The sequence below is a fragment of the Klebsiella oxytoca NBRC 105695 genome (assembly GCF_001598695.1).
In the GTDB taxonomy this organism is placed as follows: domain Bacteria; phylum Pseudomonadota; class Gammaproteobacteria; order Enterobacterales; family Enterobacteriaceae; genus Klebsiella; species Klebsiella oxytoca.
The window spans coordinates 38290-51740 of sequence record NZ_BCZK01000006.1 but is presented as its reverse complement, the minus strand read 5'-3'; the positions used below and the strand labels follow the sequence as shown (position 1 = coordinate 51740).

General features: G+C 57.2%; 10 protein-coding genes. 9 read left to right on the top strand and 1 reads right to left on the bottom strand.

What is annotated here, in order from left to right:
• Positions 1-16: 16 nt before the first annotated feature.
• The 4 genes from KO1_RS11950 to KO1_RS11935 all read left to right on the top strand — a co-directional run bounded on the left by KO1_RS11950 (position 17) and on the right by KO1_RS11935 (position 3261).
• Positions 17-1246 (top strand): winged helix-turn-helix domain-containing protein, encoded by a 1230-nt coding sequence (locus tag KO1_RS11950; protein ID WP_024273974.1) that lies wholly within the window; start codon positions 17-19, stop codon positions 1244-1246.
• Between the two features lie 52 nt (positions 1247-1298).
• Positions 1299-1481, top strand: coding sequence for a protein YcaR (ycaR, locus tag KO1_RS11945; protein ID WP_004100713.1), 183 nt, complete (start codon positions 1299-1301; stop codon positions 1479-1481).
• Positions 1478-2224, top strand: coding sequence for a 3-deoxy-manno-octulosonate cytidylyltransferase (gene kdsB / locus KO1_RS11940; RefSeq protein WP_032727996.1), 747 nt, complete (start codon positions 1478-1480; stop codon positions 2222-2224). Before ycaR ends, kdsB begins: the two co-directional genes overlap by 4 nt.
• A 143-nt stretch (positions 2225-2367) precedes the next feature.
• Positions 2368-3261: a YcbJ family phosphotransferase gene (locus KO1_RS11935; RefSeq protein WP_004100717.1), complete on the top strand. Its 894-nt coding sequence runs from the start codon at positions 2368-2370 to the stop codon at positions 3259-3261.
• Here KO1_RS11935 and elyC read toward each other — a convergent pair.
• The gene (gene elyC / locus KO1_RS11930; protein ID WP_016808060.1) at positions 3238-4017 is read right to left on the bottom strand and encodes an envelope biogenesis factor ElyC; all 780 of its coding nucleotides are present in this window, start codon (positions 4015-4017) and stop codon (positions 3238-3240) included. The two genes, KO1_RS11935 and elyC, sit on opposite strands and share 24 nt — an antisense overlap.
• 121 nt (positions 4018-4138) lie before the next feature.
• Here elyC and cmoM point away from each other — a divergent pair, with 121 nt between their 5' ends.
• The 5 genes from cmoM to ldtD all read left to right on the top strand — a co-directional run bounded on the left by cmoM (position 4139) and on the right by ldtD (position 13354).
• Positions 4139-4918 carry a tRNA uridine 5-oxyacetic acid(34) methyltransferase CmoM gene (gene cmoM, locus KO1_RS11925; RefSeq protein ID WP_004100721.1) on the top strand — a complete coding sequence of 260 codons (780 nt, stop codon included), beginning with the start codon at positions 4139-4141 and terminating at the stop codon, positions 4916-4918.
• A gap of 3 nt (positions 4919-4921) precedes the next feature.
• Complete coding sequence (gene mukF, locus KO1_RS11920) at positions 4922-6244, top strand: chromosome partition protein MukF (RefSeq protein WP_004111885.1); 1323 nt, start codon at positions 4922-4924, stop codon at positions 6242-6244.
• Positions 6225-6929 carry a chromosome partition protein MukE gene (gene mukE, locus KO1_RS11915; RefSeq protein WP_004100725.1) on the top strand — a complete coding sequence of 235 codons (705 nt, stop codon included), beginning with the start codon at positions 6225-6227 and terminating at the stop codon, positions 6927-6929. Before mukF ends, mukE begins: the two co-directional genes overlap by 20 nt.
• Complete coding sequence (gene mukB / locus KO1_RS11910; RefSeq protein ID WP_016808059.1) at positions 6929-11377, top strand: chromosome partition protein MukB; 4449 nt, start codon at positions 6929-6931, stop codon at positions 11375-11377. The genes mukE and mukB overlap by 1 nt, the downstream gene beginning before the upstream one ends.
• Before the next feature lie 183 nt (positions 11378-11560).
• Complete coding sequence (ldtD, locus tag KO1_RS11905) at positions 11561-13354, top strand: L,D-transpeptidase (RefSeq protein ID WP_024273976.1); 1794 nt, start codon at positions 11561-11563, stop codon at positions 13352-13354.
• The last annotated feature ends 97 nt before the right edge of the window (positions 13355-13451 follow it).

Genomic DNA, 13451 nt, shown 5'->3' with positions numbered 1-13451 from the left:
TTTACGGAGAAGCTGCATGCCGGTATTGTCCCTCTCGCTTAAAGAAGCTCGCCATCTTCACCTGGCCGCGCAGGGGCTGCTGAAAAAGCCCCGCCGTCGCGCCAAACCCGAGGATGTTCTGCAAACCATTAAGCAGATGTCCCTGCTGCAAATCGATACCATCAACGTTGTTGCCCGCAGCCCTTATCTGGTGCTTTTCAGCCGCCTTGGCCACTATCCGCAGCGCTGGCTGGATGAGGCGCTTCGCGCCGGTGAACTGATGGAATACTGGGCGCATGAGGCCTGTTTCTTACCGCGCAGCGACTTTTCACTGGTGCGTCACCGTATGCTGACGCCGGATAAAATGGGCTGGAAATACCATACCGCATGGATGACCGAGCACGCTCCGGCCATTCAGGAACTGCTGGCCCATATTGCTGAAAATGGCCCGGTTCGCTCGGCAGACTTTGAACATCCGCGTAAGGGCGCCAGCGGATGGTGGGAGTGGAAACCGCATAAGCGCCATCTTGAAGGTTTATTTACCGCTGGAGAGCTGATGGTTATCGAGCGGCGCAACTTTCAGCGCGTTTACGATCTCACGCAGCGGGTCATGCCGGACTGGGAGGATGAGCGGGATGGCCTCTCTCAGGAGCAGGCCGAAGCCATTATGTTACGCAATAGCGCACGCAGCCTCGGGATCTTCCGTGCGCAGTGGCTGGCGGATTATTATCGTCTACGTCGACCCTCGCTACCCCCGCTGCTGGCGAGCTGGCAGGATGAGGGGCTGGTGAAACCGGTAAACGTTGAAACCCTGGGGGAAATGTGGCTTCACCGTGATGCGCTGAAGCTGCTGGAGTCCTCACCCGGCGGCAGGCTCGCCGCCAGCCACAGCGCGGTGCTCTCGCCTTTCGATCCGGTGGTGTGGGATCGCAAGCGGGCTGAGCAGCTATTTAACTTCACCTATCGCCTGGAGTGCTATACGCCCGCGCCGAAACGTCAGTATGGCTATTTCGTATTACCGCTGCTGTATCAGGGGAAGCTGGTGGGCAGAATGGATAGCAAAATGCATCGTAAAACCGGCGTTCTGGAAATTATCGCTCTGTGGCTGGAGGAGGGGGTCAAGGTGACCTCGGGACTCGAGAGCGGGCTAAAACGCGCCATTGATGATTTTGCCCTCTGGCAGGAGGCGACACGGGTGAGCTGCGGGAAGCTGCCGGCGGAACTTTTTGCCGGGCGGCAACAGGGTTGGGAAATTGACGCCGCCTGAGCCAGCGTATGATATGCTGCTAAAGAATCTATTCGGTCCATCTGGAGGAATCATGGATCACCGTTTACTTGAAATTATCGCCTGTCCGGTTTGTAACGGTAAGCTCTATTACAGCCAGGATAAGCAAGAACTGATCTGCAAACTCGATAGCCTGGCTTTTCCGCTGCGTGAAGGTATCCCCGTACTGCTGGAAACCGAAGCCCGCGCGCTTGCCGTAGAAGAGAGCCAGTCATGAGTTTCGTGGTTATCATCCCCGCGCGCTTCGCTTCTACTCGTCTGCCAGGCAAACCGCTCCAGGATATCAACGGCAAGCCGATGATTGTCCACGTTCTTGAGCGCGCCCGTGAATCCGGGGCCGAGCGTATTATCGTTGCCACCGATCATGCAGACGTAGCCCGAGCGGTTGAAGCCGCCGGCGGTGAAGTCTGCATGACGCGTGAAGATCATCAGTCTGGCACCGAGCGCCTGGCCGAGGTGGTTGAAAAATGCGCTTTCAGCGATGACACCATCATTGTGAATATCCAGGGCGATGAGCCGATGATCCCGCCCGCCATCGTGCGCCAGGTAGCCGAGAATCTGGCTGCCAGCACGAGCGGTATGGCAACCTTAGCGGTGCCAATCCACGATGCGGAAGAGGCGTTTAATCCGAATGCGGTCAAGGTTGTCATGGACGCAGCTGGCTATGCCCTCTATTTTTCTCGCGCCACCATCCCGTGGGATCGCGATCGTTTCGCTAAATCCCGCGAGGCTATCGGCGATTCGCTGCTGCGTCATATCGGGATCTATGGCTATCGCGCCGGTTTTATTCGTCGCTATGTTAGCTGGGCGCCAAGCCCGCTTGAACAGATCGAGATGCTCGAGCAGCTACGCGTGCTGTGGTACGGCGAGAAAATCCATGTCGCGGTGGCGGAAGTGGTTCCCGGTACAGGCGTCGATACGCCGGAAGATCTGGCACGCGTCCGCGCGGAGCTACGTTAATTTCCCTCCATCCCCTCCGCCAGGAGGGGATATCTTCAGGCCGTTTTTCCATACTTTTTTACGTCAATTTTGATCTTACCCGATGACAACCCCGGCACAGGCGCTCATTATGAAACCAGTAGTGTTCATAGGGGTAATCAGAAATGGAACAGTTGCGTACCGAGCTGAGCCACCTGCTGGGTGAAAAACTAAGCCGCGTGGAGTGCGTCAGCGAGAAACCCTCGTCGGCGCTGTGGTCGCTATATGATGCGCAGGGAAACCCAATGCCGCTGCTGGCGCGCAGCTTTACGACGCCGGGCGTGGCGCGTCAGCTGGCGTGGAAGATATCAACCCTCGCGCGAAGCGGTACTGTCCGTATGCCGGTGGTCTACGGCGTAATGACGCACGAAGAGCATCCGGGCCCAGATGTACTGCTGATCGAACGACTGCGCGGCGTTTCGGTAGAAGCCCCCGCCCGTACGCCGGAGCGTTGGGAACAGCTACAGGAGCAGATTGTTGAAGCGCTGCTGGCCTGGCACCGTCAGGATAGCGGCGGCTGCGTCGGGATGGTCGACAGCACTCAGGAAAATCTCTGGCCATACTGGTACCGCCAGCGTGTAGAGGTGCTATGGAGCACGCTGAACCTTTATCAGGATACCGGCCTGACGATGCAGGACAAACGCATTCTGTTCCGCACTCGCGAATGCCTTATGGATTTGTTTAAGGATTTCAATGATAACTGCGTGCTGGTCCACGGTAGCTTCACGCTGCGCAGCATGCTTAAAGATCCGCGCAGCGATCAGCTGCTGGCGATGGTAGGTCCGGGCATGATGCTCTGGGCGCCGCGTGAATATGAGCTATTCCGTCTGGTTGATAGCGGCCAGGAAGAGCAGCTGCTGTGGCACTATCTCCGACGGGCGCCGGTAGCGGAAGCGTTTCTCTGGCGGCGCTGGCTGTATCTGCTGTGGGATGAAGTGGATAATCTGGTCAATACCGGACGCTTTGACCGCGTCCGGTTTGATCTGGCGGCTAAATCAATCCTGCCCTGGCTCGCCTGAAGATCCTTTCAGTCGCTGCCAGATGCGACCTAACGTTTCGTAACCAACCCGATCGCTATGCATTAGCCAGACCGGCGAGGGGATTGCCCGCTCCCATGGGTTGAGCGGTGACTCAATCGCCAGCTGATTGGCCGGGGCGGGCAAGGGCGCCAGCCCGGCGCGGCGAAAGAAAATCATCGCCCGCGGCAGATGTGAAGCGGAAGTGACCAGCAGGAAAGGCGCATCGCCAATCGCCTCTTTCACCGCGGCGGCTTCCTCTTCGGTATCTTTGGGTTTATCGAGAACGATAATTTCGCTGCGCGGTACGCCCAGGGTCTCGGCTACCCGGGCACTGGTTTCCGCAGAACTTACCGGGTTGGTCTTCGCTCTTCCGCCGGTAAAGATCATTTTGGCTCCCGGATTTTCCTGCCACAGGCGGATGCCCTCCGTCAGCCGCGGCAGGCTGTTATTAATGAGATTTGAACTGGGCGCCCAGGCTGGATTCCAGGTGTATCCTCCGCCCAGTACGACGACGTACTGTACGCGCTCTTCTCCCCGCCACGTCGGGTATTTATCTTCAATCGGTTTGAGCAAACTATCGGCCACCGGTTGCAGGCTTAATAGCAGCAACAGCAGCCAGCCGAAGCTGACGCAGAGCTTGCCGGTGCGCTGGAAACGGCTAAACCACAGCAAGGCGATGCCGACCGCCATAAGCAACAGCAGCAGGGGAAGCGGCAGCATCATGCCGCCTAAAACCTTTTTCAGCGTAAAAAGCATGCCCAACGGTTCCTTTTTTAACCATATAACCAAAGATATACCCGGATCTTACAACAGATCGCTTCATTCTCCGCGCGGGTATGACAAAATAGCGGCTTTGTGTTGGCTTGTGGAGTCACCCGTGCAGGATCGTAATTTCGATGATATTGCTGAAAAGTTTTCGCGCAATATATACGGCACCACCAAAGGCCAGCTGCGGCAGGCGATCCTCTGGCAGGATCTACAACCGCTGCTGAACCAGATGGGGCCTGGGCCATTGCGAGTTCTTGACGCGGGCGGCGGCGAAGGGCAAACGGCGATCAAAGTGGCGGAAATGGGCCATCACGTCACGTTATGCGATCTCTCTGGTGAAATGGTGGCTCGCGCCAGGCAGGCGGCTGCCGATAAAGGTGTGATCGACAACATGCATTTTGTACAATGCGCGGCTCAGGATATTGAGCAGCATTTGGAAAGTCCGGTCGATCTGATACTGTTTCATGCGGTGCTGGAATGGGTAGCCGAACCACAGGCGATGTTGCGTACGCTGTGGTCGATGCTGCGCCCCGGCGGCGCGTTATCGCTGATGTTCTACAATGCTAACGGCCTGTTGATGCACAATATGGTCGCCGGCAATCTGGACTATGTGCAAATCGGCATGCCGAAAAAGAAAAAACGCACGCTGTCGCCGGACTATCCGCGCGATCCGCAGCAGGTTTACGGCTGGCTGGAAGAGATTGGCTGGCAGATTACCGGTAAGACCGGCGTGCGGGTGTTTCATGATTATCTGCGTGAAAAACACCAACAGCACGACAAATTTGCGGCGCTGCTGGAGCTGGAAACGCGCTACTGTCGCCAGGAGCCGTATATTAGCTTAGGCCGTTATATTCACGTCACCGCGCTTAAGCCGCAGATGCAAGGATAAACTATGAGTGAATTTTCCCAGACAGTCCCCGAACTGGTTGCCTGGGCCAGGAAAAATGATTTTTCTATTTCGCTGCCGGTCGACAGACTCTCTTTTCTGCTGGCGATTGCCACGCTGAACGGCGAGCGGATGGAAGGGGAAATGACCGAGGGAGAACTGGTGGACGCGTTCCGCCACGTCAGTGATGCGTTTGAGCAGACCAGCGAAACCATCAGCCAGCGCGCCAATAATGCCATTAACGATATGGTGCGCCAGCGTCTGCTGAACCGCTTTACCAGCGAAATCACCGAGGGTAACGCTATTTATCGCCTGACGCCGCTGGGCATCGGGATCACCGATTACTATATTCGTCAGCGCGAGTTCTCCACCCTGCGCCTGTCGATGCAGCTCTCCATCGTTGCCGGCGAACTCAAGCGCGCCGCCGACTCGGCAGAAGAGGGCGGCGATGAGTTCCACTGGCATCGTAACGTTTTCGCTCCCCTGAAGTACTCGGTTGCGGAAATTTTCGACAGTATCGATCTGACCCAGCGGATCATGGATGAGCAGCAACAGCTGGTGAAAGATGATATTGCCCAGCTGCTGAATAAAGACTGGCGGGCGGCGATCTCCAGCTGCGAGCTGCTGCTGTCGGAAACGTCCGGCACCCTGCGCGAGCTGCAGGATACTCTGGATGCGGCGGGCGATAAGCTGCAGGCAAACCTGCTGCGTATCCAGGACTCGACCATGGCGCGCGACGATCTGAATTTTATCGATCGTCTGGTGTTCGACCTGCAAAGCAAGCTGGACCGCATCGTCAGCTGGGGTCAGCAGGCGATAGACCTGTGGATCGGCTACGATCGCCACGTGCATAAATTTATCCGTACCGCTATTGATATGGATAAAAACCGCGTCTTCGCGCAGCGTTTACGCCAGTCGGTCCAGACTTACTTCGACGCACCCTGGGCGCTCACCCATGCGAATGCCGATCGTCTGCTTGATATGCGCGATGAAGAGATGGCGTTGCATGATGAAGAGGTTACCGGAGAACTTCCGGCGGATCTGGAGTACGAAGAGTTTAACGAAATTCGCGAACAGCTGGCAGCGCTGATTGAAGGTCAGCTGGCGGTCTATAAAGAGAAGGGACTGCCGCTGGATCTTGGTCTGGTGGTACGCGAATATCTTTCGCAGTATCCGCGCGCTCGCCACTTTGATGTCGCGCGCATTGTTGTCGACCAGGCGGTACGTTTGGGCGTAGCGCAAGCAGATTTCACCGGACTGCCGGCAAAATGGCAGCCGATTAATGATTACGGAGCCAAGGTACAGGCGCATGTCATCGACAAATATTGAACAAGTGATGCCGGTTAAACTGGCGCAAGCGTTGGCTAATCCGTTATTTCCGGCGCTGGATAGCGCCCTGCGCGCAGGCCGTCATATCGGCCTTGACGAGCTGGATAATCACGCATTTTTAATGGATTTTCAGGATTACCTGGAAGAGTTTTATGCTCGCTACAACGTCGAGCTGATTCGCGCGCCGGAGGGGTTTTTCTATCTACGCCCGCGCTCGACCACGCTGATCCCGCGCTCGGTGCTCTCCGAGCTGGATATGATGGTGGGCAAAATTCTTTGCTATCTCTACCTCAGTCCGGAGCGCCTGGCGAATGAAGGCATCTTCACCCAGCAGGAGCTTTACGACGAGCTGCTGACCCTGGCGGACGAAGCCAAGCTGCTGAAGCTGGTCAATAACCGTTCGACCGGCTCCGACCTTGACCGCCAGAAGCTGCAGGAAAAAATGCGCGCTTCGCTCAACCGGCTGCGCCGCCTCGGCATGGTGTGGTTTATGGGCCACGACAGCAGCAAATTCCGCATCACCGAATCGGTGTTTCGCTTCGGCGCCGACGTGCGCGCCGGTGACGATCCGCGCGAAGCGCAGCTGCGTATGATCCGTGACGGTGAAGCCATGGCGCTGGAAAATCGTCTGCAGCTTAATGATGAGAATGAAGAGAATCAGCCGGATAGCGGGGAGGAAGAGTAATGATTGAACGCGGTAAATTTCGCTCGCTGACGCTGGTTAACTGGAACGGCTTTTTTGCCCGCACCTTTGATCTTGATGAATTAGTGACCACGCTTTCCGGCGGTAACGGCGCCGGTAAATCCACGACCATGGCGGCCTTCGTCACCGCGCTGATCCCCGACCTGACGCTGCTGCATTTCCGTAATACTACGGAAGCCGGGGCCACCAGCGGCTCGCGAGATAAAGGGCTTCACGGTAAGCTGCGCGCAGGCGTCTGTTACTCGGTGCTGGACGTCATTAACTCTCGCCACCAGCGCGTGGTGGTTGGCGTTCGCCTACAGCAGGTCGCCGGTCGCGATCGTAAAGTTGATATCAAGCCTTTTGCGATTCAGGGGTTGCCTACCTCCATCCAGCCGACTCAGCTGCTGACCGAAACCCTTAACGAGCGCCAGGCGCGCGTGGTGACGCTCAACGAGCTGAAAGATAAGCTCGAAGCGATGGAAGGGGTACAGTTCAAGCAGTTTAACTCTATTACCGAGTATCACTCGCTGATGTTCGATCTGGGCGTGGTGGCTCGCCGCCTGCGTTCAGCTTCCGACCGTAGCAAGTACTATCGCCTGATCGAAGCGTCGCTGTACGGCGGCATTTCAAGCACCATTACCCGCTCGCTGCGCGACTACCTGCTGCCGGAAAACAGCGGCGTGCGTAAAGCATTCCAGGATATGGAAGCGGCGCTGCGTGAAAACCGCATGACCCTGGAAGCGATCCGCGTAACGCAGTCGGATCGCGACCTGTTCAAACATCTGATCAGCGAAGCCACCAACTACGTTGCCGCCGACTATATGCGCCACGCAAACGAGCGACGCATTCATCTCGACAAAGCGCTGGAGTATCGCCGCGATCTGTTCAGCTCCCGCGCTCAGCTCGCGGCTGAACAGTATAAGCACGTCGATATGGCCCGCGAGCTGCAGGAACATAACGGCGCGGAAGGCGATCTGGAAGCCGATTATCAGGCCGCCAGCGACCATCTGAACCTGGTGCAGACCGCTCTGCGCCAGCAGGAAAAAATCGAGCGCTATGAGGCGGATCTTGATGAACTGCAGATTCGCCTCGAAGAGCAAAATGAAGTCGTTGCGGAAGCGGTTGACCAGCAGGAAGAGAACGAAGCCCGCGCCGAAGCCGCCGAGCTGGAAGTGGATGAGCTGAAAAACCAGCTTGCCGACTACCAGCAGGCGCTGGACGTGCAGCAGACCCGTGCGATTCAGTACAACCAGGCGCTGCAGGCGCTGGAAAGAGCAAAAGCGCTTTGCCATCTGCCGGATTTAACCCCGGAGAGCGCCGACGAGTGGCTGGAAACTTTCCAGGCGAAAGAGCAGGAAGCGACGGAGAAAATGCTGTCGCTGGAACAGAAAATGAGCGTGGCGCAAACTGCGCATAGCCAGTTTGAACAGGCATACCAGCTGGTGGTGGAGATCAACGGTCCGCTGGCGCGTAATGAAGCCTGGGACGTGGCGCGCGAGCTGCTGCGCGAAGGCGTTAATCAACGCCACCAGGCAGAGCAGGCGCATGGGTTGCGCAGTCGCCTGACGGAACTTGAACAGCGTCTGCGTGAACAGCAGGATGCTGAACGCCAGCTGAACGAATTCTGTAAGCGTCAGGGCAAACGTTACGATATCGACGAACTGGAAGCTCTGCATCAGGAGCTGGAAGCCCGCATAGCCTCGCTTTCCGACAGCGTTTCCTCCGCCAGCGAACGGCGGATGACCCTGCGTCAGGAGCTGGAACAGCTGCAGACGCGGACGCAAACGCTGATGCGCCGCGCGCCCATCTGGCTGGCGGCGCAGAACAGCCTCAATCAGCTGTGCGAACAGAGCGGCGAGCAGTTTGAGTCGAGCCAGGAAGTCACCGAATATCTCCAGCAACTGCTGGAGCGTGAACGCGAAGCTATCGTAGAGCGCGACGAAGTTGGCGCCCGCAAGCGCGCAATCGATGATGAAATCGAGCGCCTTAGCCAGCCGGGTGGTTCAGAAGATCAGCGCCTGAACGCGCTGGCGGAACGCTTTGGCGGCGTACTGCTGTCGGAAATCTATGATGACGTTAGCCTCGATGATGCGCCGTATTACTCGGCGCTGTACGGCCCTTCCCGCCACGCTATTGTGGTACCGGATCTGTCGCTGATTGCCGAGCAGCTGGAAGGCCTTGAAGATTGCCCCGAAGATCTCTACCTGATCGAGGGCGATCCGCAGTCGTTTGATGACAGCGTATTTAGCGTCGATGAGCTGGAAAAAGCCGTTGTCGTTAAGATTGCCGATCGTCAGTGGCGCTATTCACGCTTCCCGACGCTGCCGCTGTTTGGCCGCGCCGCGCGTGAAAGCCGCGTTGAAACGCTGCACGCCGAGCGTGAAAGCCTCTCCGAGCGTTTTGCGACCCTGTCGTTTGATGTGCAGAAAACCCAGCGCCTCCATCAGGCGTTCAGCCGCTTTATCGGTAACCATCTGGCGGTGGCCTTTGAGGACGACCCGGAAGAAGAAATCCGTAAACTGAATACTCGTCGCGGCGAGCTGGAGCGGGCGCTGACCGCCCATGAGAGCGATAACCAGCAGAACCGGGTGCAGTATGAGCAGGCGAAAGAGGGTGTATCCGCGCTCAACCGCTTGTTGCCACGTCTGAATCTGCTGGCCGACGACTCGCTGGCCGATCGCGTCGATGAAATCCAGGAGCGGCTCGACGAAGCGCAGGAGGCCGCGCGCTTTGTGCAGCAGTATGGTAACCAGCTGGCTAAGCTGGAACCGATCGTTTCCGTTCTGCAGAGCGACCCGGAGCAGTTTGAACAGCTAAAAGAAGATTACGCGTACTCGCAGCAGACTCAGCGCGATGCGCGTCAGCAGGCGTTTGCGCTGACCGAAGTCGTGCAGCGCCGCGCCCACTTTAGCTACTCTGATTCCGCAGAGATGCTCAGCGGTAATAGCGATCTGAACGAGAAGCTGCGCCAGCGCCTGGAGCAGGCGGAAGCGGAGCGCGCCCGCACCCGCGAAGCGCTGCGTACCCACGCCGCGCAGCTCAATCAGTACAACCAGGTGCTGGCATCGCTGAAAAGCTCCTACGACACCAAAAAAGAGCTGCTCAACGATCTGCATAAAGAGCTACAGGATATTGGCGTACGCGCCGACGCCGGCGCCGAAGAGCGCGCCCGTTTGCGTCGCGATGAGCTTCATGCTCAGCTCAGCAACAACCGCGCGCGGCGTAACCAGCTTGAAAAAGCCTTGACCTTCTGCGAAGCGGAAATGGATAACCTGACCCGCAGGCTGCGCAAGCTGGAGCGTGATTACTGCGAAATGCGCGAACAGGTGGTCAGCGCCAAAGCCGGCTGGTGCGCGGTCATGCGCCTGGTGAAAGACAACGGCGTGGAGCGTCGTCTGCATCGCCGCGAGCTGGCCTACCTTTCGGCTGATGAGCTGCGCTCAATGTCGGATAAAGCGCTCGGGGCGCTGCGTCTGGCGGTCTCTGATAACGAACACCTGCGCGATGTGCTGCGTATTTCGGAAGATCCGAAACGCCCGGAACGCAAAATCCAGTTCTTTGTCGCCGTTTATCAGCATCTGCGCGAGCGTATCCGCCAGGATATTATCCGTACCGACGATCCGGTGGAAGCGATTGAGCAGATGGAGATTGAACTCAGTCGACTGACGGAAGAGCTGACCAACCGCGAGCAGAAGCTGGCCATCAGCTCTCGCAGCGTGGCCAACATCATCCGCAAGACAATCCAGCGCGAGCAGAACCGTATTCGCATGCTCAACCAGGGGCTGCAGAGCGTCTCCTTCGGCCAGGTCAACAGCGTGCGGCTGAACGTCAACGTGCGGGAAACCCACTCGATGCTGCTGGACGTGCTGTCCGAGCAGCATGAACAGCATCAGGATTTGTTCAACAGCAATCGTCTGACCTTCTCGGAAGCGCTGGCGAAGCTGTATCAGCGCCTGAATCCGCAAATTGATATGGGGCAGCGTACGCCGCAGACCATTGGTGAAGAGCTGCTGGACTACCGCAACTATCTGGAGATGGAAGTGGAAGTTAACCGCGGTTCCGACGGCTGGCTGCGCGCTGAATCCGGTGCGCTATCGACCGGTGAGGCTATCGGTACCGGGATGTCGATTCTGGTTATGGTGGTGCAGAGCTGGGAAGATGAATCCATGCGCCTGCGCGGCAAGGATATTTCGCCGTGCCGCCTGCTGTTCCTCGATGAAGCCGCGCGTCTGGATGCCCGTTCTATCGCCACGCTGTTCGAACTGTGCGATCGACTGGAGATGCAGCTAATTATCGCAGCGCCGGAAAATATCAGCCCGGAAAAAGGCACCACCTACAAACTGGTGCGTAAAGTGGTGAACAATCACGAGCATGTGCATGTAGTAGGTCTGCGTGGCTTCGCGCCGCAGCTGCCTGAAACGCTGCCGGGAACGGCTAATGCTTCATAAGATTGTACAATAAGTAGCCAAAGGGCGACATGATGTCGCCCTTTTTGTTATCCGTACCTGTATTTTAGGATTGTATAATCTTTTAACTTCTTTACATTTGGGAAGGCAAAAGCGTTTTCGTCTTCATATACTGAAAGTAAGCCCCATTTTAGCGGGCAGCAATGTGTTAACAGGGGGCAAGGGATGTTGCTTAAGAAACGGTATGGTCGTCAATTGTCAGCGCTCAGTCTGGGCTTGGCTTTTGCATTCGCTCCACTGTTCAATGTCCAGGCCGAAGAGCCTGAAATTGTACCATCGGATAGCTCAGCCACCATCAGCGAGCTCTCTTCCGCGCTCAGCCAAAGCGTAAACCAGTCTGCGGCGGTTGCCAAAATGGCTGGCGAGCAGGCGCTTCCTGCCGATGCGGCGGCGAAAAGCCGTGCCGATATTCAGGCGGTGCTGCCGTCCGGTTATCAACCCGTCTTTATGAATCCGCTGGTCTCGCTGTATGCGGCCAGGGATATGAAGCCGATGTGGGATAACCGTGAGGCGGTGCAGGCGTTTCAGCAGCAGCTGGCTGAAGTCGCTATTGCCGGTTTTCAGCCGCAGTTCACTACCTGGGTTGAGCTGTTAACCGACCCGGCGGTGAACGGTCTGGCGCGGGATGTTGTTTTGTCTGACGCCATGATGGGCTATCTGCATTTTATTAGTGGTATTCCCACTCAGGGCAACCGCTGGCTGTATGGCACCAAACCGTATGCCATGTCGACGCCGCCGCTATCGGTGGTTAATCAGTGGCAGGTGGCGCTGGATAGCGGTTCGCTGCCGCAGTTCATTGCGGGCCTGGCGCCGCAGCATCCGCAGTATGCCGCAATGCATCAGGCGCTACTGGCGCAGGTTGCCGATTCGCGTCCGTGGCCGCAGCTCACCGGTAAGACCTCGCTACGTCCCGGGGAGTGGAGCAATGATGCCGGTGCGCTCAGGGAAATTTTACAGCGCACCGGTATGCTCGATGACTCGGCGAAAATTGCCCTGCCGGGCGATGACGTGGTGAGCCCATCCGCCGGGAAAAAGGCTAAAAACAGCGGCCGCGGCGTTTACGATCGCCAGTTGGTTGAAGGCGTTAAGCGCTTTCAGGCGTGGCAGGGGCTGGGCGCTGATGGCGTGATCGGTCAGGCGACCCGCGACTGGCTCAACGTCTCTCCCGCGCAGCGCGCCGGCGTGCTGGCCTTAAATATCCAGCGTTTGCGTCTGCTGCCGGGTAATCTTGCGACCGGTATTATGGTTAATATTCCAGCCTTTTCGCTGGTTTATTACCAGGATGGCAGCGAGGTGCTGGCATCACGAGTTATCGTTGGCCGCCCGGACCGCAAAACGCCGATGATGAGCAGTGCCCTAAACAATGTGGTGGTCAACCCGCCGTGGAACGTGCCGCCGACGCTGGCGCGCAAAGATATCCTGCCGAAGGTGCGCAATAACCCCGGCTATCTTGAACAACACGGCTATACGATGATGCGCGGCTGGAACAGCAAAGAGGCCATCGATCCTTATCAGGTGGACTGGGAGACGATAACCGCATCGAATCTGCCGTTCCGCTTCCAGCAGGCTCCCGGCGCGCGTAATTCGCTGGGGCGCTATAAATTTAATATGCCAAGCTCAGATGCCATATATTTGCACGACACGCCAAATCACACTCTGTTCCAACGGGATGGGCGAGCGCTGAGCTCTGGATGTGTGCGGGTGAATAAAGCTTCAGAGCTGGCGAATATGCTGTTGCAGGACGCGGGCTGGAACGACGCGCGTATTTCGGATGCCCTCAAGCAGGGAAATACCCGCTATGTGAATATTCGTCAGAATATCCCGGTTAATCTCTATTATTTGACCGCCTTTGTCGGGGCTGATGGACGTACACAATATCGAACAGATATTTACAATTACGATCTCACCGCGCGATCCAGCGCACAAATCCTGCCTAAAGCTGAACAATTAATCAGATAAATGAAGTAGTTCAACGGATTCGGTTGTCCTATCTGTGTGTGAAAACGGGTCTTGCAGTCTGCAAGGCCCGAGTTTACTGGGGGGAGGCTGCCTTGAC

Bases quoted from the DNA above. Each gene is read 5' to 3' on its own strand.
- KO1_RS11950 (WP_024273974.1), top strand. From the start codon at position 17: ATGCCGGTATTGTCCCTCTCGCTTAAAGAAGCTCGCCATCTTCACCTG.
- ycaR (WP_004100713.1), top strand. From the start codon at position 1,299: ATGGATCACCGTTTACTTGAAATTATCGCCTGTCCGGTTTGTAACGGT.
- kdsB (WP_032727996.1), top strand. From the start codon at position 1,478: ATGAGTTTCGTGGTTATCATCCCCGCGCGCTTCGCTTCTACTCGTCTG.
- KO1_RS11935 (WP_004100717.1), top strand. From the start codon at position 2,368: ATGGAACAGTTGCGTACCGAGCTGAGCCACCTGCTGGGTGAAAAACTA.
- elyC (WP_016808060.1), bottom strand. From the start codon at position 4,017: ATGCTTTTTACGCTGAAAAAGGTTTTAGGCGGCATGATGCTGCCGCTT.
- mukF (WP_004111885.1), top strand. From the start codon at position 4,922: ATGAGTGAATTTTCCCAGACAGTCCCCGAACTGGTTGCCTGGGCCAGG.
- mukE (WP_004100725.1), top strand. From the start codon at position 6,225: ATGTCATCGACAAATATTGAACAAGTGATGCCGGTTAAACTGGCGCAA.
- mukB (WP_016808059.1), top strand. From the start codon at position 6,929: ATGATTGAACGCGGTAAATTTCGCTCGCTGACGCTGGTTAACTGGAAC.
- ldtD (WP_024273976.1), top strand. From the start codon at position 11,561: ATGTTGCTTAAGAAACGGTATGGTCGTCAATTGTCAGCGCTCAGTCTG.